This window comes from Tardiphaga sp. (assembly GCF_044340795.1).
Classification (GTDB): Bacteria; Pseudomonadota; Alphaproteobacteria; order Rhizobiales; family Xanthobacteraceae; genus Tardiphaga.
In genome coordinates this window covers 1-21651 of the sequence record NZ_JBIISY010000097.1, presented here as the reverse complement: position 1 = coordinate 21651, position 21651 = coordinate 1, and the positions used below count along the sequence as shown (strand labels likewise).

Below are 21651 nucleotides of genomic sequence, written 5' to 3'. Positions count from 1 at the left end.
TTCCACGCGCCCCCTGTTACGCAATACTACGGAAGTTCCCGCGCGAGTTGTGGCTACCGCCTTGCCCCATGACCCCACGTCATCAAGCAAGTACCCCATCTCTCGGTCGTAAACTGCCGGTCGCTCGGCTTGTCCACTACTTCCCGCAAACATCCTATTGGCTTGGAAGCGCGAATGAAATGCTTCCGGTTAAGACATTCTTAAGGATAGTTAACGGCTGCCCCAGATAACCTTCTGTTAAGCATCGAATACCGGGTTCGTTGGGCGAATTGTGGCTAATTCTTGTCAAACTGGCGTCAAAAAGCCGTGTCGAGCATAGAACGTTCCGTTAACCAGTTCCGTGTTTGGCTACGAAAAAGTGCAGCCGGACAGCCGGCGGCGCGGAATTTGGGCCTATATCAATGTCGTTTCAGCTCGAACGGGTTCAATGGATGCCGTCACCGCCGCTGGTTCCCGATGATGGGCCCTTCGATGTCGATCACCTCAAGCGCATGACCATGGGCGATGCCAGCCTCGAGCAGGAGGTGTTGGCCATGTTCGCGGCCCAGGCGAGCGACCTCATCGAGAAAATCGTGAAAATGCCGACCAATGTCGGGGAGCTGACGCACAAGCTCCGGGGCTCGGCCGAAGCGATCGGGGCGTTCCGGATCACGGATGCCGCCGAATGGCTGGAAAACATGCTGCGGGACAAGTCGGACAGCACGGAAGCGCTGATGACCCTGACGGATGCCGTGCTCGAGGCGCGCGAGGAAATCGACGGCATTCTCAGGCGGTCGTAGTTCCTGGACTTTTGTCGTTCCGACGAGAGCTGCGTCCCCGTTTTTGCAGATGACGGTTTTGCTGCTGGCGCTGGCGCGACGCGGGGCGACCCGTTATAGGACAGCCGTATCTTCTTTCCGGCAGTGCGAGCATCATGGCCAAAATCAACTTTGTCGACCATTCCGGCGAAACCCGCACCATCGATGCGGACACCGGCTCTACCGTGATGGAAGCCGCAATCCGCAATTCGATTCCCGGCATCGAGGCCGAATGCGGCGGCGCCTGCGCCTGCGCCACCTGCCATGTCTATGTGGATGATGCGTGGATGGAGCGTGTCGGCGCCCCGACCCCGATGGAAGAGGACATGCTGGACTTCGGCTACGACATCAAGCCGAACTCGCGCCTGTCCTGCCAGATCAAGATCACCGACGCCCTCGACGGCCTCGTGGTGATCACGCCGGAACGCCAGGCGTAAGTCTAACGTGCGCCGGCCGCCGTCGCGGCGCCGGCGAGCTTATCGTCGATCGCATAGATCGCGCAATCCTTGGTATATTTCGCGCAGGCAGCCAGAGCGTCGTCGCGCGCTTCCTGCTCGGTGCGGCGGCCGGCCCGGTACGCAAACGCGCCGCGCGGTGACGCCGCAAAGGCCTTGTGCGGGGCCGCAGCCAGATAGCTCTCGAAATTCTTCCGACCGACGTCTTTCAACTGCGGAGGGGGCGGCAGGCTTGGCGTGGACAGCGTGATCAGGTCGCGGCTGCCGAGATCGTGCGCGCGCAGAAATTGATCGACCATCGGCGTCCAGAGCGCAATTCCGCGCGAATAGAGCGCATGCCCGTCCTCGCCGAAGGCGGGCGCCTCGATCAACTGCGCCCGGCCGCCGGTGGCGTTGAAGGCGGCATGCATGCGCCGGGCGAGCTCGGGGCCGAAATATTTGTCGTTCTCCGCATAGACCCACAGCATCGGGACACGCGCGGTCTTGCCGTAGCTGGCAAAGGCCGCCACCAGCGCGTCGGGGGAGCACACATCATTGTCGCTGCGGGAGCCGCGGCCGCCGGCAAAACTGATCACGGCGGCAAGGCCGGGCGGTGGACGGGATGCGAGCGCCACGCCGGCAAAGCCGCCGGCGGAGACGCCGACAGCGATCATGCCCTGGGTGCTCACATCCGTGCGCCGGCTCATCGCATCAATGGCCGCGCGAAGATCGTCGGCAGCAACATTGCCGGCGGTGAAATAATCGCGTTTCTCGCAGGGACCCGCGCGTTCGACGAAGCCGCCGTCGGATGTGCCATAGCCGCGCCGCATGACCACCAGCGCAGCAAATCCGCGGCGAACGAACTCCATCGCCTGCGCATGCGCGCGTGATGGCGACATCGCAGGCCGTTCAGTGCCATCACGTGGCGCACCATGCGTGAGCAGTGCGATCGGAAAACGTTTCGTGCCGGGCGGCTTGATCAATACGGCTTCGAGACCGTTCGGCCGTGCGGCTGCATGAGGAATGCGAAGCTCCTCGCGGACCGGCTGCTGTGCGACCGCTGCCGAGGCGAGGCTGCACAGAGCGGCGATCACGAGGAGCCTGCGCATCATGCGGCTCCGCTATTCCGCATCATCCAGGGCTGCATCTTCTCGATTACTTCAGGCGGAATCGCCGTGGGCTGACGGCTTTCGAGGCCGACCATCACCGTGGTCGCGCTTGCCGAAGCAATGCATTTGCCCTCGCAGAAAACCACCTGGGAGAATGTCAGCGACGTGCGTCCGAATTTTTCGATCCCGGTGCCGAGCTGGATCGTATTGGGCCAGTGGAGTTCGGCGCGGAAGTGAACATCGAGGCGCGCCAGCACCCAGGTCAGCCCTTCCGGCGTAATCCCATAGGCGGAGTCCTTGGTGAGCATCACCCGACTGGTTTCGAAATAGCTGGCATAGATCGCGTTGTTGACGTGGTTGTTCGGGTCGAGATCCATGAAGCGTACATTGTCCGTCAGGCGGAAAGGATAGTCTTCGAGGATCGGCGCAGGCGCGCGGGTCGGGGCATTCACGTCGGAGTTCTCCTGCTGGCTTGCTGTCGTTACAGCGTAGTTGCGCAGCACAGGCAAGGGCGCTGCGTAGCAGAGTAAGCCGCTATGGAAGCGTGGTGTTAACTATCACTCGCTACCTTTGCTTAACGACGATGAGGGGCCTCGCTGCCGCTGTGCTGCCGCAAGCGCCGCAAGTCTGCCGCAGGATCTGGAGCCGGTTTAGCGCCATCCGGCTACCGTTTCTTGTGGCAGCATTGAGGCAGGGGCAACGAATGGAAACCTGAAGCGTGATCGGCAATCTTGCAAAAGCCATCAAGCGGGGTCACTCTTTCGTCGCGCAAGATTGATAGTCCGTAAACCATCTGGTCTCGGACGACGAACTGCGAAGGGGATGTTGATGGTCCAGTTTCGATCCCGCCAGCTTGCCGTCATGGCAACCGCTGCCACGCTGCTCGCGACTCCGGGTTTTGCTGCCGAACAGGTCGCTGCCGGCCCCTCGGCGGCCGGTCCCACCGCAGCCGGCCTCTGGCAGAAGACCGAGGATGGCAAACCCGTCGTCTGGGTTCTGGTTGTCAACAATGGCAGCACCTATGAAGGCGCGATCGCCAGGACGTTCCCGAGCGCGGATGACAAGCCGGGTGACGAGATTTGCAGCAAATGCGTCGATGATCGGAAGGGCCAGCCCGTGCTGGGCATCTCCTTCATCCGTAACATGCAGCAGCAGGGCTTGAAGTATGAGAATGGCAACATTCTCGATCCGCGCGACGGCAAGGTCTACAAGGCCAAGATGAGCGTGAGCCCGGATGGACGCGCGCTGACGGTGCGCGGCTTCTGGGGCATCGCGCTGCTCGGCAAGGACGAGACCTGGTACCGCCTGCCGGATGCGTCGATGGCCTCGCTCGATCCGAGCGTGATCGCGAAATATTTGCCGAACCAGACGGTGGCGGCGAAGCAGCCGGCCACGACAGGCACGGCGAAGGCGCCGATGCGCAAGGCCAGCGCAACGCCGCCGCAGGCTCAGCAGCCGCAGCAGCGCTGATTTCAGTTTTCAATGGCGGACAAAGCGTGATCACGCTTTGTCCGCCATTTTGTTGATGTCGTCTCGTATCGCCGCTGTTGCGGACCAAGGCGATGTTCGCCCTTTGATATGTCTGGGCCATCTTGCCGATCCTGCTTGAGGACGGTTGCCGTCGGTTTGCCGAACGCGCCACAGTCCGCGCTGCCAAGCGCCGAAGATCGATTTCGCGTTCTCGGCGCCATTGGTGTGCGATTCTGCGAAACTCGCAGAAAGTGACATCATTTTCGAATGCAATTAGTGCGATAATGACGCTAACGGCGCCCTGCTGGTTGCCGGTGCATACCCGAAAAGCCTTATCTGACTGATTAATCTGGCATAATTTACTTCGATCATTTTCGCCAGGTGTCCACTTAACACCTTGCGTTGCGGCAAAATTGCGCCATAAACTCCATTCTATCTGGGGGTGTTTGGCGATGTTATCCATTTTTAAGTTGTATATTAAAGCGTGCCGCTCCGCGCCCTTATTGCTTGTGACCGCATGCATTGCAGTTGCCTTGATCTCGTCGGCCGCCGTGGGGCAAGCCCGGCCGCCGGTCCGGGCGAGCGCGCAAGAATTCAACTGGACCCAGACCGCGTCGCTCGAACATGAGGACCGGAAAAACCGGTTTCGGCGGCTCGCCACGCAGGGGCTGCTCGCGAGCCCTCAATTCTACGAAGCGCTTGTTGATCGCCGATATCTGCGGGCGTTCGATGTCGATTTACCCGTTCTGCGTCTGGTTTTCGGGCAACAGGTCTTTTTCGACACGGATAAATCCGAACTGCGCCCGGAAGCGCTTCCCGTTCTCAATGTTGTCGCCGAAAGCTTGCGTAAGGATGTTCCGGATGTGGCGCTGTTCATCGCAGGCCATGCCGATGGTCGCGGTAGTGACGAGTACAACTATCCGCTTTCCGTCGCGCGCGCCGATACTGTGGCGCGATATTTGTTCTCACGCGGCATCGGCGTCGCGCGGCTGTGGCGCGTCGGCTTCGGCAAGACCGTTCCCGTCAGGCCCAACACAACTTCTGAAAACATGGCCGCGAACCGCCGAGTCGAATTTCTCTTCGCTGCGCGGCCCGAGGCAGTGGCGGTCTGGCTGGCGCAGCAGGCCTCGGTCGCGAATGCGTCGCCCGTGGTTGCGACGCCGGTGCTGAGCGAGAATCCTCCAGCGCCCGTCGGCGACAGGAGCGCTAGCGCCGAAGTCGCCGCCGCGCGCACCATCGCGCCGATCGGGACCAAAATTGCCAATGCGCCCGTGAATGAGGAGGCAGGCAAAGCACCCGTGAATTCCGAACTGAGCAAGGCAACGGTGAGTTCCGGCTTGGCAAAAGCCACGATCAATTCCGAGTTGGGGAAGGCGCCGGCGAATTCCGAACTGGGAAAGGCGTCGGTCGCAAGTGCAGCTCAGGTCGTGAAGATTGAAGCAAATTCTCCAGTGATCATCGATCTCAAGGAACAGCGTGTCAGCGTGGGGGCGCCAATATTGTGAGTCTTCAGGAATATGATCAACTCGATCTGTCATATGATGGCGCGCTTGCGCGCATGCTCATCGACAACGCGCCCAAGGAAGCCGCACAGGGCTCAATTTCGTTGTCGGGTGAACACAATTCCGATGATGGTCGTCCCCCGTATCTGACGCCGGCCATGCAATTGTGGTACCGGCGAGTGGTGGCCAGCGTGCGTGGTCCAGCTCTGCAGCAGCTGCGCAGCGAGTTCTCGGCGATCGACCTCGGCAAGGGGCAGCGCGGCTTCCTCATCGAAAGCGAGCGCGATCGCATCGAGCGGCGCAAATTCGAGGAGATCACCAAAGAGCGCGAGAATTACTTTACTGATGAAAAGGTGAAGCGTCTCAGTGCAGAATTGGAGGATGCCAAGCACGCTTACGAGCAGATGAAGGCAGCCAACGGGGGGGATGATGCGAATGAATGGACGACAAAGGTCTATATCGGACTTCTAGGCCTGTTCGCGCTGCCGGAATTGCCGCTGAACTTCGAATCGTTCTCGAAGTTTCCCATTATTACGCCGGCGATCGCGGCGGCGCTGGTGGTCATCGTTGCCGTCGGCATTGCCTTCTCCAGCCACATAGTCGGTACCACAATCAAGCAGTGGGGGGAGCTGTTCGGCGGTCATGTGGGCAGTCGCGACAAGATGAAGTCGGTGCGGTTTCTCGCGCTCGGCCTGAGCCTTTTCACGATTGCCATGGGGATCGTCATCACCGGCCGCAGCCTGTTGTTTCAGGAAGACATCCAGCGCAAGCTTGTCGTCGGCGAACCGCTGTCCTATGCCGACTACATGGCATTCGGCTTCTCCATCGGCGGCAATATCCTGATTTGGTTTCTCGGGGTAGTGCTGGCCTACGTGGCGCACAGCCATATCCCCGGTTTCGGCCTCAAGCAGAAGATCGTCAAGAATCTGCAGGAGCAGGTCTCGGCGATGTATGAGCGCGACCTTCAGCATCGCAAGGCGCAGCATATTTCCAGCGCCCAGAAGGCGCTCGGCAATCTGGAGCAGCTTGAGGTGAGGCAATTACGAAGCCGCCCAGATTACGTCGCTGCGCGCTCCGGCTTCGAGGCGCTGCGAAAAATCGACAACCGCGTGCTGGCGCTGCTTGAGGAGTATCGCGCCTCGCTGGTCTCCGCCGGCGAGGGACGCAGCAAGCTCGAATTCATCGTCGAGGACATCAACAATCTGAGCGACGACAAGCGTCTGCGCATCGACATCTCCGCATATGAACAAATGAAGCTGAGGCTGCCCTATGCGTGATCGCAAAGTTCTGCTTGTCGTCGCTTTGCTCCTTGCATTTGCGGCGCCGGCCCACGCACTTGAACTCGTGCGATATGATGAGGCCTGCCGCTCGACGGGGCGGGTGTCGCTGCGGCAAACCCTTGTCATCGTCGACGAGGCACTGGTCGCATCGGGACCCGACGCCGCGGTGCCTAATCAGCGCTGGACGCGTGCGCTGCTCGAAGTCGCAGATGGATTACCGGGCGGACAACGCGGCACCATGAATCCCGGCGAGCAGATCAAGATCTTCCTGGCCCGGCAGGAAGGCACCGAACTGTCGCCGGTCTTTGTGGGATGCTCGCCCAATCTCAGCGTCGAGCAACGCAATAAGCTCGAAGAAGGAGGCAGCGCGCTTAACGACTTTTTCACGGGTGGAGCTGCCAAGCGGATCGAAAACGCGCGCAAGGCCTATGAGAACGCGCTGGTGCGCAGCTTCACGGCCATTAGCTTCGCCAAACAGGAATTGGTGAAGCAGACGGCCGGGAAACCTCCGATGCCGGGTTCTCTGCTTCGCGCGATGGCGTCGTCGCCGCGATTGATCGACCTCTCGGAAGGCATTCCGCGGATCGTCGTGTTTTCCGGCTTTCAGCTGGCCGACAAGGCCGATTGGCCGAACCAGAAGGCCGCGCGGGAAGCTGGGATGGAGTTGGCGACAAATGCCAATGTCGATTTCCAGCGGGCCGAGGTCCATGTCATCGGTTTTCCGGCCAATGGAAGCCCTCATCTAAAGGCCTTTGCGGAAGCCTTTCTGTTGCGAGCGCGCGGATTGCTGGTGGGGTGGCGGTCCGACGGCGTGCCGCAATTGCTGCCTGCGCCCACAGATATCCGTGTGTTCGGCGGCACCGTTCAAATGGGTGACGTCCTGGCGCCGGTGCAAGTGCGGCTGGCGGTCGATGCCCAGGGCAATCTCGTCAATAGCTGGATCGAGGTGACCACCGGGCGATCTCTGGCAACGCCGATCTCGGGCAAAGCAATCTGCAAGACCGCAGATGCCTGCGAGGTAAAGGGCGACGGCCGGCTGATGGGGCAGGCTTGGAATCCCGATCCGGGCGAACGGCCGGTTTTCAATCAGCAATTCGCGTGGTCCGGGCTCCGCTATTTCGAAATGTCCTTCAACGGGAATAGCGGAGCGGTCCGGATTTGGGATCCATCGGCAAAAATCCAGATGGGTGATCGCCAGATGGACGATTTCAAGTTTGCCGTCCAGCGCACCGAACATCAGCAGTTTTGATTACCTGACCCTTGTAACGGAACGAGCCTATGTTTCAGACGATTTCTCGCAGCTCAGTGCTTGCCGATCGATGCGGGCGATCAATCCGACCGTTTGCTGCGATCGTCGTCTCGCTTTCGCTGCTATCCAGCTCAGCGGTATCCGCCCAACAGGGAGACTACTACGGTGGCGGTGGCCGGGCAGCTCCGCCGAATTGGGAGATCGATAGCGTAGTTTCGAAATGTGTTGCTTCGGTAGCCGGCGGTGCCATTCTCGGTGCTATCATTGGCGGCGCAACTGGCCGTAACAATAATGCCGGTATGGGCGCCGTATTCGGAGCAGCGGCTGGTGGCGCGCTCTGTGCGGTGATCTCTGCGCTGGATGAGCAGGACAGGGCCCGTATTCGCGCGGCGCAAATCCAGGCGGCTCGTACCGGGCAGCCACAGAGAGTGAGTTATCGCGGCCAGGACGGCTTAGAGCGGCAGGTCGAGGTACGCGTCACCGATGTGGGTGCATCGGCAAAGCCATCCAGCGCGGAGCCGGCAAAGCGATCCCAGGCGCAGGTCGCGGCGGCGTCCGGGCAACGGATTTGCCGGACGCTGAACACGAATGTGAGCGTGCAGACCAAGGGCGAGACAGACGTTCCGGCGCAGGTCGTGTGCCGTACGCCCAATGGTGATTACGAGCCCGCCTGATGGCGCGATCGGCGGGTGATGTAACGGGACTGCCCCACTACTGTGCGGCTGGTATCTGAACCGGCGCCAGCGGCTCCTGCGAAACTTCCGCTTCCGCACCGAGCCGCAACACGTTCGCTGCTGCCGGCACCACCGCATCGGCCATGGCCGCATGGCCTTCACCCGTGGGATGGATCGCGCCGCCATAGACAGCGGACAGCACACCCCAGGTCGCGTCATGGATATCGGCCGGCTGGATCGCCGCCGAATAGCCCTGCGGATAGGTCATCGCTGCAAAATAGCTGTCATTGGCGTCGCGGATCCAGCGGGCGCGCGGGGCATAGGCGCGGAATTCGCTGGCGCCGCGACCGCAGGCCATCGGCTGCTGCGCGGATTCGACGAGGCTGGTGTTGAAGCTGTCGCCCTTCGACGAGAAGCAGGCGCGATCGAATTCGGGATCATTCGATCCGCGCGCACAGAAGCCGTGATTGGCGAAGGACTGCTGATGCGCATCGACGAAGGTCATGCGATCGGATTCGGGATTGCGGCACAGCACGCCGCCCTCGCACATGGCCACCGAGCGCAGCCGCGGCAGGAATTCGCGATCGACGAAGCTGGTGACATTGGCGAGGCGACGCGCATCGGCCGAGAAGGACGGATGCACGTCGAAGCCGGCAGGGCCGCCGGGGCAGGCGCCGCCGTTCACAAGTGCCGGATTGGCATAGGCTGCGAACACGACGCGGCCCATGTCACCGCCGACCAGCGGTTTCAACTGCTCGCGCAGCTTTCCGAAGGCGGCGGGGAGATCGCGCACCAGCGCGTTGCGGGAATCTTCGACCGAGCCGAGCAGGCCGGCGCGCCTGAACAGCGTGCGCTCGGTGTCGTTGTCGACGATGACGTCGGCGACGAGGCCGGAGAAGTTAATGTCATTGGCGCCGATGGACAGCAGCACCAGATCGAGTCGGCGGTTCGGCGCACGGCGCTTCACGGCGGTCATGGCTTCGCGCAGTTCGGCGACCTGGCCGTTGACGCTGCCGGCGCAAGTGGAGGCGTTCTTGGTGGTCAGGCATTCGCGGGCGCGCTGGCTGCCGAGCAGGCCGTCCGGGATGGTGGCGCCGGAGCAGGCGAGGGGCAGATAGGTGACGGCGATATGCGGATACTGGACCGCAAGCGCGAGGGCTGCGCGGGTCTGGTAGCTGTAGAGCGAGCGATGGCAGGCGGCGTTGAGCCACTGCGCACCGGCGCGCTGCCAGGCCTGCAGCGACTCGTAGGAATCGCAGGAGCGGCCGCCTTTGAAGCCGGCACGGCTCGGGCGATAGTATTGCGCGGTGGGGCCGCCCGAATAGGAGCGGAAGCAGAAGCCATCGTCGGAAAGTGCGACGGGGCGGTCCGGATTTCCTTCGCCCGAAGCGATGGAGTCGCCAAGACCGGCAATCAGGATGTCGCGCACCACGATGTCGGTGGAGGTGCGCATCGGGCCTTCGCCGCTGGAGACGTCCACGGTGGCCACGGTGCGGCGTCCATAGAGGGCGCGGAAATTGATCGGCTCGGCGCAATCGAGGGTCGACTGTCGCGGGCCTTCGCCATCGTCGAATGTCCAGGCGCAGACGGCGCCGACCGGCACTTCGCCGGTGAGGCGGACGGTGACCGGGTGATCGGACGGCGTCAGGTAGCTTTCCCGCGTGCCTTCACGGGCGCAGGGCTCGCTGACCTTGCCGGCGAGATCGATGCAAAGACGACCCACGGTGTTGCGGGCCCAGCCGCGGCCGTCGCTCTGCAGGCCGAGCGCCTGTTCGGAGGCGAGCACGCTGCGATTGCGCATGGCATCGACGTGAAGCTGGAAGTCGCGTTCTTCCTTGAACAGGCGGAAGCGATTGCGGACCTCCCAGGAAATCTGGATCGCGGCGTTGTTGACCGGCGCAATGGCGGTCGGCGCCTGCGCGGCTGCGTGCCGGGCGGGCAGCGCAGTTGCCATGCCGGCAAGCGTGACGGCGACGAGAAATGAACGTCTGAAAAAGGCGGATGTCATGGGCGCGTTGAACGTCACGTATGGGGCGGAAGTAAGAAACGCCTAGCATACGGAACTCGTTCCGCGGGAGTGGCTTCGCGGCAAGATCAGCGGGATTTGAGTGCGGGCGTGCATTCTGTCGTCGCCCGGCTTGACCGGGCGATCCAGTAGACACTGCCTTTGATGATGTAACCGTGACAACGCCGTTTACTGGATCCCCCGCTTTCGCGGGGGATGACAAACGGGGGGCGCGGCTCGAAGAAGGGGCGAGCCTTATCCGTGCGACTGCCGCTTCATGGGCTGCTGAACCACCACCGGTGCGGGTTCGCCTTCGCGGCGCTCGCTGGAGGTGCCGCCCGTCTTGCGCTGCTGCCACGGCTTGATGACGCTGAGCCACAATTCGCGGGTGCCCATGATGCAGATCGAGATCGCGAACGGGATCATGAAATACAGGATGCGGAACATCACCACGGTGGCGACGAGCTCTTCCTGCTTGAACTGCGGCAGCGCCACCAGCATGGCGGCGTCGAACACGCCGAGACTGCCCGGCGCATGGCTTGCGAAGCCGAGCAGGGTGGCGAGGATGAATACCACCGACACCGAGACGAAATCCACATAGGGCGTTTCCGGCATCAGCAGGTAAAAGGCCAGCGCGCAGAAGCCGAGATCGACCACGCCGATGGCGATCTGCAGCAGGGTCAGCGGCGCCGAGGGCAGCATGACCTTCCAGCCGTTCTGACCGAGCTGGCGGCGCTCCTTGCCGGTGGCAACCCAGATCAGGTAGCCGGCGATACCGGCCAGACAGGCGAGGCCGATCAGGCGATTGATCGTGTCCGGCAGCTGGTCGATGGCCGAGGCGGCCTGCGGGTGCCAGACCATGCCGATGCCGAGCACGAAGCAGTTGCCGAGCCAGAATGTCAGGCCGGAGATGAAGCAGATCTTCGCGACGTCGATGGCGTTCAGCCCGTAGTCCGAGTAGATGCGGAAACGGATCGCGCCGCCGGTGAAGACGGTGGCGCCGAGATTATGGCCGATCGTGTAGCTGGTGAAGCTCGACAGCGCGGCGATGCGATAAGGGACGTGATTCTTGCCGATCGTCCGCAGCGCGAAGAAATCGTAGAAGGTGAGGGTGCAGAAGGCGCCGATCACGCACAGGGTCGCCAGGGTGATCTCCATGGTCGACTTGGCCGCCATCGCCGCCAGGACCTTGGCGGTGTCGAGGCCCTTCAGCGTGGTCACCAGATGGGAGATGGCGAGCGCAATGACGATCAGGCTCGCAACAACACCCAGCCGTTTCCAGCCGACATGTTGCTTGAAGCCACGCCCGAGCGCGGTCAGCAATCGAAACATTCGTCCTCCCGACGGAGCGCGAACAAAGGGAAAGCCGATTCTTGCAAAGGGCGATTCATGGGGCGGTAAATAGCCGATTCACTCATACGCGACGTTCACTCATCTCGGCCAAACCCTTACGGCAAAAACGCTTCATTGTGCAGCCCTTGACAGCGGTAGTGTTAATGCCGGGGACGCGATCTCGTCACATTCCCGCCATGGCTGCAATCTGTCTGAATTTGCACGGTAAACCAGCGTCGTTGCGTTGGCCTTGATATAGGCCCGAAAGCCCGGCGTTCCAGTGCGGAGGACGCCCATCGCCAGGAACATGTCCCGAAGTGACCGGTTAGCGGTGGTATCAGCAACCGAATGAGACGCGGCTAAACGACACAATGAGCAGACGCGCAAGGCGGCCTCCGGCGAGGCCGCTCGCCCGCCGACGCGGCTTCATTCCAATCCAAGGGACAAAACCATGGGATTGTTCACCCGCGACATCAAGACGATGGATGACCTGTTCGTGCACCAGCTGCAGGACATCTACTACGCCGAGAAGCAGCTTCTGAAGGCGCTGCCCAAGATGGCCGGCAAGGCCACCGAGCCCAAGCTAAAGCAGGGTTTCGAGGAGCACCTCAAGCAGACCGAAGTGCATGTGCAGCGCCTCGAAGAGGTGTTCAAGATGCATGGCGCCGAGGTCAAGGCGGTGACCTGTCCGGCCATCGACGGCATCATCAAGGAAGCCGACGAGACGGCGGGCGAAGTCGCCGACAAGCATGTGCTTGATGCAGCCCTGATCAATGCGGCGCAGGCCGCGGAGCATTACGAGATCGTGCGCTATGGCAGCCTGATCGCCTGGGCCCGCCAGCTCGGCCGCAACGACTGCGCGTCGGTGCTGCAGAAGACGCTGGATGAGGAGAAGCAGACCGATGCGAAGCTGACCTCGCTGGCGGAAGGCAAGGTGAATTTGCGGGCGGCGAGCTAGTTCGAGAGCGGCCAATCGCGACATCGCGCGGGTGAAAGCCCGCGCGATTTTCTATGCACGCTTCAGCGCAAAATGCGCGCCGCAAAAAGCCATGACGCCGCCGAGCAACACGGCAATCAGGCCCGCGATGACGCCGGACGCGGTCGCGATCGCATTGGGCGCCGAAGCGGCCTGGCCGGCGCCGGCGAGGACCAGCACGCCGATGCCGATCAGGAAATGGCGCATCCGGCGCGGGATGCGGCCTGACGCCGCGCTGTCCAGCAGATTGGCAGCGACATAGCCGCTGACAAAGCCCATGGCGGCAATCAGCCACCAGGCGATGGCGGAGCCGATCGGCATGAAATTCACGGGATCGCTGCGCCAGAGGCCGCCGAGATCGAGACCGAAGCGCTGCCCGAGCATGTGCACGGCGAGCGCCAGCATCACCCCGGAAATCGTCGCGCCCGCGAGAATCAGGCGGCGCGGAAAAATGGTCGTCTCGGCCATGAGGAGCTTGTAAGGGACGGGGAGGCGCCTGCGCAAGCTGCGGCTTGGTGACGTACGAGGCCTTGGGGAGAGAGACGTGCTGGGTTCACTGCTGAACAGGCCGGGCGAAGCGAGCGACGGAAAGACCTATTTCTACCGCGCCTCGCTGATGGGGCCGGCGCATCGGTTCGAGCTGACGGATGAGGGGATCGTCTGGACCATCGGGGGGCGGTCGGGACTGTGGCCTTACGCGGATGTCGCGTCGGTGCGGCTGTCCTATCGGCCGATGGCCATGCAGCGCAAACGCTACAGCGCCGAGCTGCGCAATCGCGCGGGGCGCCGGCTCAAGATGTTTTCGACGACCAAACAGACCGCGGCGCTGATGGAGCCGCAATTCGGCTATCCCGCCTTCATCGCCACCCTGCATGAAAAGCTGGCGGCGGCGGGCAGCATGGCGACGTTGAGCGCCGGCATCAAGCCGCTGACATTCAACGTGCTGGTGGCGGCGATGGTGCTGCTTGGTCTCGCGATGGCGGCGCTGCTGATCCGCGCGCTGGTGACGGGTGAGTTTGCGGGCGTGGTGTTCATCCTGCTGCTGAGCGCACTGTTCGGCTGGCAGGGCTGGGATTTTCTCCGGCGCAATCGGCCGCGCAGCTATACATTCGATGACGTGCCGCAGGATTTGCTGGGGTAGCTGTAGGGTGGGCAAACCGCCCTTGCGCCTTTGCCCACCTTACAGATTTACGCCGCCGCCTGCCGCACCACCAGCACCGAGCACTTCGCATAGCGCACCACATGCCCGGCATTGGAGCCCAGGAAATACGTGCGCATGGCCGGGCGGTGTGACGTCATCACGATGAGATCGGCTTTGACGGCCGCGGCCTCTTCGAGGATCTCGTGATAGATGCCGCCCTGGCGGACCACGCTCGAGACATGCTCGCCATCGATGCCACAGTCGCGTGCGACGGTGGCGAGCGCCTGTTCCGAACTGTCGCGCTGCTGGGTGTCGAAATCGGCGGGCACATATTCCGCCAGCATCACCGGCGTCATGGCCATCACGTTCAGCAGGCGCACCTTGGCGCCGAAGGTCTTCGAGAACAGACCTGCCTGCGCGATCGCGGGCTTGGCGAGTTCGATCTCGGCGAGATCGATCGGGACCAGAATGGATTTGTACATCTGCACCTCCACCGTGTCCGATGGAGCGTAGCACGATCACAGCCCCGCGGCAGGTGACTTATTGACCAATGCCCTTCAGCAGCTTCGGGCTTGTGAATTTCACCAGCGTGCCGGTGCGGAAGGAGATGTCGTTCCAGCTGTCGACGGCGAAGTCGATGATGGCGATGCTGCCGGTGGGCAGATTGTCGGACAGCGCCTTGCGCCCCTCGGCGTCGCCGCCCTTGCTGCCGTCCTTGATCAGGCCGAGCGCCATTTCATGCAGGCCGGGATTGTGGCCGATCAACATCAGGCGGCGCGGGTCCTGCACTGCAGCATCGCGGATCACTGCCACCAGTTCCTCGAGACCGGCGCCGTAGAGCTCGTCCACATGTTCGACGGTCGGCTTGTTCGAGGGCATCGCGGCGGAGACGAGATCCCAGGTCTGGCGCGTGCGCATGGCAGTGGAGACGCAGACCATGTCGGGATGCGGCGGATGGCTGTTCAGCCAGCCGCCGATCAGCGCGGCGTCGGCGCGGCCACGGTCGTCCAGGCGACGGTCGAAATCTTTGCCGCTCGGCGCGTCCGTTTCGGTCTTGGCGTGACGGAGCAGCATCAATCGGCGCATTCGGATCTCGATTCGTTGGGCGGCAGTGAATTGCGGATTAATGGACGTGGACGATGAGGACAAGGTGACAAGCGCGGCACTTGCCCGTAGGAAACGGCATGACCGCAGCTTCTGCAAGCGTGACATTTGGACCCGACGTGGCCGACCAGGACCGCAACCGGCTAGCTTATCCCATCGATACCGAAGTCTGCGTGATTGGCGCGGGCCTTGCCGGCCTGTCCATCGCGCTGGAGGCTGCCGTGATGGGCGCCAGCGTGGTCGTGCTGGAAGGCCGCCATGTCGGCTGGAACGCGTCCGGCAGCCAGGTGGGGACGGTGACGCCGGGCTTCGGCCTGCCGCTGGCCGATCTGGTCGAGCGGGTCGGGCTGGAAGATGCCCGCGAGATGTGGGCGCTGTCGCAGCAGGGCGCCGAGGCGGTGCGTGCACGCGCGACGGATGGTGCGATTCCCGATCTCGCGTTCAGCGAAGGTGCGCTCGAAGTCTCCAATGTCGATGTCGGCGAGAAGCTGATCGCGCGGCTGCAGATGCTGAACGAGGATTTCGATACAGTCGCCGAAGGCTGGCAGGTCGAGCGCGTGCGCGAGGCGCTGAAGACGCAGCGCTACTTCCATGGCGTGCACTATCCGAAAGCCTTCCAGATCGACGGCCGGAAATATCTGATGGGCCTCGCCGCGCTGGCGAAGCGGGCGGGCGTGCGCATCTTCGAGGATTCGCCGGCGATGAGTCTCGACGCGGCGGGCGTAATGAAACGCATCACGACGCCATCGGCGCAGTTGCGCGCGCAGCATGTGGTGCTGGCCGGCAATGTGCATCTCGGTTCTCCGGCGCAGCGGCTGTCGGACACGCTGCTGCCGGTGTGGCGCTATGCGGGCATCACCGAGCCGCTCGGCGAGCGGCTGGCGGAGGTGATCAGCTTTCCGGGTTCGGTGAGCGACACCGACGGCGTCGATCATTTTCGGATTGTCGAGGGTGACCGTCTGATGTGGTCGTTTCCGGAAACGACATGGCCGGTGAAGCCGGAGCGCTTCGCGCGAAAAATCGCGCGGCGGATCAGGACGGTGTTTCCGCAACTGGGCAAGGTTGCCGTCACGGAGACCTTTGGCGGCGCCATGGGCCAGACCGTGCATGGCATGCCGCAGATCGGGCAGCTCAGGCCGGGTCTGTGGGTGGCCAGCGGTTTCGGTCATCAGGGGCTCAACACCACGGCCATGGCCGGGCAGATGATCGCCCGCGGCATGACCGCCCGCGACGACCGCACCAACCTGTTCGCCCCCTTCGAACTCGTCTGGGCCGGCGGCCGGATCGGCCGCGTGGTCGGGCACGGGGTAGGGGTCTGGCAGCGGCAGGTGTCGGCGCTGGAAGGCACGCTGGCGCGCTATCGCGAGCGGGCAGGGGTGCGGGAAGAGCTGCGTGAAGCGCGTCTGGCGGAGGCCAATGCCCGCGCAGGAACCGGCGGGCCGATTGCCTAGCATGTTCAATCGTCGTTGAAACAAAAAGGTCCGTTTCCGAACACGAAACGGAAGTGTCTTCGCACGGCGACATTCGCCAGCCTCGGATGCGGCGCAGACGTTCTTGAATCAATGCGCGCTCAATCCTAGAGTGTGTGCTTGGCCGCTGCCGACCTGGAGTTCGGAGCGGGGCGCGCTGCGACTGCAGCCACCGCGCTTCCATTGCTTGAGACCGGTATCGGTCATCAAACACTGGAGATGCATCATGAAGTGCCCACGCAGATCAAACATCACCCGACGTGGCACTCTTTTGAAAGCTACGTCTTTTGCTGTTGCCTTTGTCATCACCGTCGCAGCTTCGGTCAGTCCGACAATCGGATATGCGCAGCAATCGCCGGTCCAGTCACCATCTGCCGAGGAAGCGCAAGTCATCGCGCAGGAAGCCTACGTCTATTTCTATCCGTTGGTCCTGATGGATCTGACGCGCAAGCAACTGATCAATCTCGACGCCAAGATCAATCCGATCGGCGGGCCCGCCAACGCCTTTACGCACGTCCGTGCATTTCCCTCGGCCGACATGAGGGTCGTGGTGCGCCCGAACTTCGATACGCTGTATTCGAGTGCCTGGCTCGATCTGACAGGCGGCCCCCAGATTGTGTCCACGGCCGATACCGGCGGACGCTACTTCCTGCTGCCGATGCTCGACATGTGGACCGATGTCTTCGCCGTCCCTGGCAAGCGAACCAATGGTACGGGTGCCGCCAGCTTCGCCTTGGTACCGCCGGGCTGGAGTGGAACACTGCCTCCGGATGTCGAACGCATCAATGCGCCTACATCCCATGTCTGGATCATCGGCCGCACCCAGACCAACGGTGTGAAAGACTACGATTCCGTCCACAAGGTTCAGGATGGCTACAGGATCACGGCCTTGGCGGATTGGGGGAGAGCACCGTCCAAGGTCGAACAGAAGATCGATCCTTCGGTCGATACCAAGACCGAGCCATTGCGGATGGTTGCCCAGATGCCGGCGGCCGAGTTCTTCCAGTATGCGGCAGAGCTGATGAAGCAGAATCCGCCGCACACGACGGACTGGTCGATCCTCGCACGGATGAAGCGCATCGGAATCCAGCCCGGGACGTTCGATAACACCAAGGTCAGCGCGGATGTCCTGACACAGGCTGCTGCCGGTGGTCTGAAACTCATGCATGACAAGGCACCGACACTCGCGCGCGTGGTCAATGGCTGGCAGATAAACACCGACACGATGGGCGTCTATGGTGATTTTTATCTGAAGCGCGCCATCGTCGCGCTCATGGGGTTGGGCGCCAATCAGCCGGAAGATGCAATCTATCCTCTCAATGCGGCCGATGCCGCCGGCAAGCCGGTGATGGCGGAGAACAAATATATCCTGCAATTCAGGAAGGACGAATTGCCGCCGGCGAGCGCCTTCTGGTCGCTGACCATGTATGACGAGGAGGGCTATCAGGTTGCCAACCCGATCAACCGCTTTGCCATCGGCGACCGCGACGCGCTTGCCTATAACGGCGATGGTTCGCTCGACCTCTATGTCCAGAATGAGAACCCCGGGGCGGACAAGGAGGCGAACTGGCTGCCCGCCCCGAAACACGGAAAGCTGGGACTGACGCTGCGTCTCTACGGACCCAGGCAGGAGGCGCTCGATGGACGCTGGAACCCGCCGGCCATCGCGCAGGTCGATAGCGGAACGGTCGGCCGCAACTAGCCGCGAACGTGCCTCAGGACAGCCATAGGCCCGACATTCGAGCCTATGGTCTTTCCGGCGCTGCGCTCGCGATTTCGTGAGCGATTTTTGCCGCCGGCGATGTAACCTCAGCGGGTTCGATCCGTAATTCCAGACGAACGGGATACGCATTCCGCCGAGGGAGACCCATCATGATCGACCGTCGCCTGATTTTGTCCACCGCTGCCGGTGCTGCCGGCCTCCTGTCGCTGAAATGGCTGACCGGATCGTCCGCACGTGCCGCATCGGACGAGAAGTTCGAGGTCATGAAGACCGACGAGGAATGGCGCAAGCAGCTCACCCCGCAGCAATATGAGATCCTGCGCAAGGAGGGCACCGAGCGGCCTTATTCCAGCCCGTTGCTGAAGGAGAAGCGCAAGGGCACCTTTGCCTGCGCCGGCTGTGACAATGCGCTGTTCTCGTCCGAGACCAAATATGACAGCGGCACCGGCTGGCCGAGCTTCTGGAAGCCGCTCGATGGCGGCGTTGGCGAGCGCAAGGACACGAGTTATGGCATGACCCGTACCTCGATCCACTGCCGCCGCTGCGGCGGCCATCTCGGCCATGTGTTCGATGATGGCCCGAAGCCGACCGGCCTTCGCTATTGCATGGACGGTTTCGCGCTGGTGTTCAAACCGGCCACGCCATCGGCGACCTGACGGCCGAAAGCGCCCCGTCGATCCGGCAAATATTTCCCTGCTAGGCAATTGTGCCCCGGTCCCCGGACCGGGGCATTCTTGTTAGTTCGCTGATTCGTCTCGCTTATTCCGCTTGGCACGGGCCTTGCGACATCGCCTCCAGCAGCGGCCATCATTTTGGCATCACCCCGGCGGGCCGCCCGGAAGTTGGAGACGATGTAATGGGTATCTTCGGCGCTCTCACCACCTCGGTTGCGGGCCTGCGGGCGAACTCCTATGCGCTGGAAAACATCTCCGGCAACATCGCCAACTCGCAGACCACCGCTTTCAAGCGGATCGATACCAGTTTCACCGATCTCATTCCGCAGACGGGCAATAATGCGCAGCTCGCCGGCAGCGTGAATGCGGGGTCGCGCAGCACCAATACGGTGGCCGGCTCGACCCAGAACGCCTCGGTCGCGACCTATATGGCGATCAATGGCGACGGTTTCTTCGCCGTCCAGAAGCCGGGCAGTGTGTCGGACAACAACCCGATCTTCGACGGCGTCAACAAATACACCCGCCGCGGTGACTTCTCGCTCGACAAGAACGGTTATCTCGTCAACGGCGCCGGCTACTATCTGCAGGGCGTCAAGATCGATCCGTCCACCGGCAACCCGGCGGGCTCGACGCCCGAAGTGCTGCGCTTCCAGAACGATTTCCTGCCGTCGCGCGCCTCCACCAAGATCGACTATCGCGCCAATCTCGCCGCCTATCCGCGGACGATCAAGGCCGATGCGTCCGTGCCGGGCTCTGAATTGCTGCAACCGGCCGATTTCGCCAGCAATCCGCGCGTCGCCGGCACGCCTGCTGCGCCATTCACCGACGGCACGCGCAGCGGGACGGGGCAGAATTCCAAGCTGACCACGGCAACGCCGATCACCGGAAACACGTTACTGTCGGGTGCAACGAACACCGACTCGCTGACAGCCAATTTCGCTGTTGGCGATACCATCACGGTCAATGGAACTGTGATCACATTCACCGCCTCGGGCGGAGCGAACGACGCCACCAATATCCCGGTCGATGCCAATATCTCGACGCTGCTCGGCAAGATCGACGCCATCACCAACAACACCGGAACGCCCTCTGCCGTGAACAGCGGTGCTGTCGTGTTGCATACGGGCCTGGCCAACAACATCACCATGACGAGCTCGAATCCGACTGCGTTCGGCGCGCTCGGTTTCAGCGGCACGGTCAATGTGGCTCGCGGTGGTGGTGGTGGCGTTGGCACCGGCATCGTGACCGGCAACGACAACAAGGCGTTTCTGGAAGAGTCGATCTCCGGGGGCACCACCACCGCCTATGATGGCAATGGTGCGCCGGTGAGCGTGCAGTTGCGCTGGGCCAAGGTCGATTCAGCCACGCAAGGCGCGGGTCACCTCGATACCTGGAACCTGTTCTATCAGGTCGATGCCAATGCCACCGGCACGACGGCGGCGTGGCAGAATGTCGGCACCGACTTCACCTTCGGTTCTAACGGCCAAATGAATCCCGTGATCGGTCAGGTCACGCTGAACAACATGACCATCAATGGCAAGACGCTGGGCAATATCACCATGGCCTTCGGCTCTGGCGGCCTCACCCAGTTTGCCGATACGAACGGCAATGCGCAGGTCAACCAGATCGAGCAGGACGGCTATGCGGCCGGCCAGCTCAAGAGCGTGTCGGTCAGCAATGAAGGCCGCGTGGTCGGCAGCTATTCCAACGGCCGCAACATCGACCTGGCGGAAGTCAGCATCGCGACTTTCAACGGGGCCGACTTCCTGAAGCGCATCGATGGCGGCGCATTCGAGGTGACGAACGAGTCCGGTGAAGCGTTGTTCGGCAAGGGTGGCAGCATTTCCGGCTCGTCGCTGGAATCGTCGAACACCGACATCGCCGACGAATTCACAAAACTCATCATCACGCAGCAGGCCTATTCGGCCAACACCAAGGTGATCACCACCACCAACACCATGGTGCAGGATCTGCTGAACGTGATGCGCTAAGCGCGAGGCCGCTCCGGCGGCCTTTTTCCTTCGTGAACCTTGAGAGCGACAGTTAGTCATGAGTCTGAACACCGCACTCTCCATCGCCATGGCCGGGCTGCGCGCAAACCAGTCCGCGCTGTCGCTCGTCTCGTCCAATGTGGCCAATGCGGAAACGCCGGGCTACATCCGCAAGACGACCAATCAGGTCACGACCTATTCCGGCGCGATCGGCAACGGCGTTCGCGTCGACGGCGTCAATCGCGAACTCGATCAATACATCATGGCCCAGTTGCGCACGGAGACGTCCGGCGCCGGCTATGCATCGACACGCTCCAGCTTCCTGCAGCAATTGCAGAGCATGTTCGGCAATCCCGGCTCGGTCGGCACGCTGGAGGATTCATTCAGCAAATTGTCGAGCGCGGTGCAGGCGCTGGCCACCAGCGCTGACAGCTCGTCGGCGCGTATCGGCGTGGTGAATGCCGCGCAGGCTCTGGCGCAGCAGCTCAACTCCATGACGCAGGGTATCCAGAACCTGCGCAACGCGGCCGATAACGGCATCAAGGACTCGGTCGCCACCGCCAACAGCCTGATGCAGCAGATTGCAGCGATCAATCGGCAGCTCACCCCCAATCCGTCGGGCGGGACATCTACGGATTCGAATACGGCCGCACTGCTTGATCAGCGCGATCGCTATGTCACGCAGCTCTCCGAACTGATGGACATTCGCGTCACGACCAAC

At 62.3% G+C, this 21651-nt stretch carries 21 protein-coding genes; 14 read left to right on the top strand and 7 right to left on the bottom strand.

Annotation, left to right across the window (positions count from 1 at the left end):
- The first annotated feature begins 431 nt into the window (after positions 1 to 431).
- Together ACIQ17_RS16930 and ACIQ17_RS16925 are read left to right on the top strand one after the other, a co-directional pair.
- Positions 432 to 779 carry an Hpt domain-containing protein gene (locus ACIQ17_RS16930; RefSeq protein ID WP_398470225.1) on the top strand — a complete coding sequence of 116 codons (348 nt, stop codon included), beginning with the start codon at positions 432 to 434 and terminating at the stop codon, positions 777 to 779.
- A 134-nt stretch (positions 780 to 913) separates the two neighbouring features.
- A complete protein-coding gene (locus tag ACIQ17_RS16925; protein WP_398470224.1) occupies positions 914 to 1234 on the top strand; it encodes a 2Fe-2S iron-sulfur cluster-binding protein in 321 nt (106 codons plus the stop codon).
- 2 nt (positions 1235 to 1236) lie between these two features.
- Here ACIQ17_RS16925 and ACIQ17_RS16920 read toward each other — a convergent pair whose 3' ends face one another.
- Together ACIQ17_RS16920 and ACIQ17_RS16915 are read right to left on the bottom strand one after the other, a co-directional pair.
- A complete protein-coding gene (locus tag ACIQ17_RS16920) occupies positions 1237 to 2340 on the bottom strand; it encodes an alpha/beta hydrolase family protein (RefSeq protein ID WP_398470223.1) in 1104 nt (367 codons plus the stop codon).
- Positions 2340 to 2792 (bottom strand): acyl-CoA thioesterase, encoded by a 453-nt coding sequence (locus ACIQ17_RS16915; RefSeq protein WP_398470222.1) that lies wholly within the window; start codon positions 2790 to 2792, stop codon positions 2340 to 2342. The genes ACIQ17_RS16920 and ACIQ17_RS16915 overlap by 1 nt, the downstream gene beginning before the upstream one ends.
- Positions 2793 to 3168: 376 nt before the next feature.
- Here ACIQ17_RS16915 and ACIQ17_RS16910 point away from each other — a divergent pair, with 376 nt between their 5' ends.
- From ACIQ17_RS16910 to ACIQ17_RS16890, 5 genes are all read left to right on the top strand, one after another.
- Positions 3169 to 3810: a DUF2147 domain-containing protein gene (locus ACIQ17_RS16910; protein WP_398470221.1), complete on the top strand. Its 642-nt coding sequence runs from the start codon at positions 3169 to 3171 to the stop codon at positions 3808 to 3810.
- A gap of 452 nt (positions 3811 to 4262) precedes the next feature.
- A complete protein-coding gene (locus ACIQ17_RS16905) occupies positions 4263 to 5315 on the top strand; it encodes an OmpA family protein (RefSeq protein WP_398470220.1) in 1053 nt (350 codons plus the stop codon).
- Positions 5312 to 6589 (top strand): hypothetical protein, encoded by a 1278-nt coding sequence (locus ACIQ17_RS16900; RefSeq protein WP_398470219.1) that lies wholly within the window; start codon positions 5312 to 5314, stop codon positions 6587 to 6589. Before ACIQ17_RS16905 ends, ACIQ17_RS16900 begins: the two co-directional genes overlap by 4 nt.
- Positions 6582 to 7841 (top strand): hypothetical protein, encoded by a 1260-nt coding sequence (locus tag ACIQ17_RS16895; RefSeq protein ID WP_398470218.1) that lies wholly within the window; start codon positions 6582 to 6584, stop codon positions 7839 to 7841. The genes ACIQ17_RS16900 and ACIQ17_RS16895 overlap by 8 nt, the downstream gene beginning before the upstream one ends.
- Positions 7842 to 7870: 29 nt before the next feature.
- Positions 7871 to 8515, top strand: a complete 645-nt coding sequence (locus ACIQ17_RS16890; RefSeq protein ID WP_398470217.1) for a hypothetical protein — start codon at positions 7871 to 7873, stop codon at positions 8513 to 8515.
- A 37-nt stretch (positions 8516 to 8552) separates the two neighbouring features.
- On the opposite strand, the gene ACIQ17_RS16885 is transcribed toward ACIQ17_RS16890, so the two are convergent.
- Together ACIQ17_RS16885 and ACIQ17_RS16880 are read right to left on the bottom strand one after the other, a co-directional pair.
- A complete protein-coding gene (locus ACIQ17_RS16885) occupies positions 8553 to 10523 on the bottom strand; it encodes a hypothetical protein (protein WP_398470216.1) in 1971 nt (656 codons plus the stop codon).
- Between the two features lie 252 nt (positions 10524 to 10775).
- Positions 10776 to 11852: a YbhN family protein gene (locus ACIQ17_RS16880; RefSeq protein WP_398470215.1), complete on the bottom strand. Its 1077-nt coding sequence runs from the start codon at positions 11850 to 11852 to the stop codon at positions 10776 to 10778.
- Positions 11853 to 12303: 451 nt separating this feature from the next.
- Between ACIQ17_RS16880 and ACIQ17_RS16875 the strand changes: the two genes are divergently transcribed.
- Positions 12304 to 12810, top strand: coding sequence for a ferritin-like domain-containing protein (locus ACIQ17_RS16875; RefSeq protein ID WP_398470214.1), 507 nt, complete (start codon positions 12304 to 12306; stop codon positions 12808 to 12810).
- A 51-nt stretch (positions 12811 to 12861) separates the two neighbouring features.
- Here ACIQ17_RS16875 and ACIQ17_RS16870 read toward each other — a convergent pair whose 3' ends face one another.
- Entirely contained in the window at positions 12862 to 13296 is a 435-nt protein-coding gene (locus tag ACIQ17_RS16870; RefSeq protein ID WP_398470213.1) for a hypothetical protein, read from the bottom strand.
- A gap of 76 nt (positions 13297 to 13372) precedes the next feature.
- On the opposite strand from ACIQ17_RS16870, the gene ACIQ17_RS16865 reads away from it, so the two are divergent.
- Positions 13373 to 13969, top strand: a complete 597-nt coding sequence (locus ACIQ17_RS16865) for a hypothetical protein (protein WP_398470212.1) — start codon at positions 13373 to 13375, stop codon at positions 13967 to 13969.
- A gap of 47 nt (positions 13970 to 14016) precedes the next feature.
- Here the strand turns inward: ACIQ17_RS16865 and ACIQ17_RS16860 are convergent, their stop codons facing one another.
- The gene (locus ACIQ17_RS16860) at positions 14017 to 14451 is read right to left on the bottom strand and encodes a universal stress protein (protein ID WP_398470211.1); all 435 of its coding nucleotides are present in this window, start codon (positions 14449 to 14451) and stop codon (positions 14017 to 14019) included.
- Between the two features lie 58 nt (positions 14452 to 14509).
- Entirely contained in the window at positions 14510 to 15055 is a 546-nt protein-coding gene (locus tag ACIQ17_RS16855) for a SixA phosphatase family protein (protein WP_398470210.1), read from the bottom strand.
- Between the two features lie 98 nt (positions 15056 to 15153).
- On the opposite strand from ACIQ17_RS16855, the gene ACIQ17_RS16850 reads away from it, so the two are divergent.
- From ACIQ17_RS16850 to flgK, 5 genes are all read left to right on the top strand, one after another.
- A complete protein-coding gene (locus ACIQ17_RS16850) occupies positions 15154 to 16524 on the top strand; it encodes an NAD(P)/FAD-dependent oxidoreductase (RefSeq protein WP_398470209.1) in 1371 nt (456 codons plus the stop codon).
- Between the two features lie 289 nt (positions 16525 to 16813).
- Entirely contained in the window at positions 16814 to 18244 is a 1431-nt protein-coding gene (locus ACIQ17_RS16845; RefSeq protein WP_398470208.1) for a DUF1254 domain-containing protein, read from the top strand.
- A gap of 170 nt (positions 18245 to 18414) precedes the next feature.
- Positions 18415 to 18921, top strand: a complete 507-nt coding sequence (gene msrB, locus ACIQ17_RS16840; RefSeq protein WP_398470207.1) for a peptide-methionine (R)-S-oxide reductase MsrB — start codon at positions 18415 to 18417, stop codon at positions 18919 to 18921.
- A 200-nt stretch (positions 18922 to 19121) separates the two neighbouring features.
- Positions 19122 to 20930: a flagellar hook-basal body complex protein gene (locus tag ACIQ17_RS16835; protein ID WP_398470206.1), complete on the top strand. Its 1809-nt coding sequence runs from the start codon at positions 19122 to 19124 to the stop codon at positions 20928 to 20930.
- A gap of 58 nt (positions 20931 to 20988) precedes the next feature.
- Positions 20989 to 21651: flagellar hook-associated protein FlgK (gene flgK, locus ACIQ17_RS16830; RefSeq protein WP_398470205.1), on the top strand; the 663-nt coding region annotated here is incomplete at its 3' end.

Coding starts and splice junctions, on each gene's coding strand:
- ACIQ17_RS16920 (WP_398470223.1), bottom strand. CDS start 2,340: ATGCGCAGGCTCCTCGTGATCGCCGCTCTGTGCAGCCTCGCCTCGGCA.
- ACIQ17_RS16855 (WP_398470210.1), bottom strand. CDS start 15,055: ATGCGCCGATTGATGCTGCTCCGTCACGCCAAGACCGAAACGGACGCG.
- ACIQ17_RS16835 (WP_398470206.1), top strand. CDS start 19,122: ATGGGTATCTTCGGCGCTCTCACCACCTCGGTTGCGGGCCTGCGGGCG.
- ACIQ17_RS16880 (WP_398470215.1), bottom strand. CDS start 11,852: ATGTTTCGATTGCTGACCGCGCTCGGGCGTGGCTTCAAGCAACATGTC.
- ACIQ17_RS16890 (WP_398470217.1), top strand. CDS start 7,871: ATGTTTCAGACGATTTCTCGCAGCTCAGTGCTTGCCGATCGATGCGGG.
- ACIQ17_RS16850 (WP_398470209.1), top strand. CDS start 15,154: ATGACCGCAGCTTCTGCAAGCGTGACATTTGGACCCGACGTGGCCGAC.
- ACIQ17_RS16870 (WP_398470213.1), bottom strand. CDS start 13,296: ATGGCCGAGACGACCATTTTTCCGCGCCGCCTGATTCTCGCGGGCGCG.
- ACIQ17_RS16885 (WP_398470216.1), bottom strand. CDS start 10,523: ATGACATCCGCCTTTTTCAGACGTTCATTTCTCGTCGCCGTCACGCTT.
- ACIQ17_RS16905 (WP_398470220.1), top strand. CDS start 4,263: ATGTTATCCATTTTTAAGTTGTATATTAAAGCGTGCCGCTCCGCGCCC.
- msrB (WP_398470207.1), top strand. CDS start 18,415: ATGATCGACCGTCGCCTGATTTTGTCCACCGCTGCCGGTGCTGCCGGC.
- ACIQ17_RS16925 (WP_398470224.1), top strand. CDS start 914: ATGGCCAAAATCAACTTTGTCGACCATTCCGGCGAAACCCGCACCATC.
- ACIQ17_RS16930 (WP_398470225.1), top strand. CDS start 432: ATGCCGTCACCGCCGCTGGTTCCCGATGATGGGCCCTTCGATGTCGAT.
- ACIQ17_RS16895 (WP_398470218.1), top strand. CDS start 6,582: ATGCGTGATCGCAAAGTTCTGCTTGTCGTCGCTTTGCTCCTTGCATTT.
- ACIQ17_RS16910 (WP_398470221.1), top strand. CDS start 3,169: ATGGTCCAGTTTCGATCCCGCCAGCTTGCCGTCATGGCAACCGCTGCC.
- ACIQ17_RS16875 (WP_398470214.1), top strand. CDS start 12,304: ATGGGATTGTTCACCCGCGACATCAAGACGATGGATGACCTGTTCGTG.
- ACIQ17_RS16860 (WP_398470211.1), bottom strand. CDS start 14,451: ATGTACAAATCCATTCTGGTCCCGATCGATCTCGCCGAGATCGAACTC.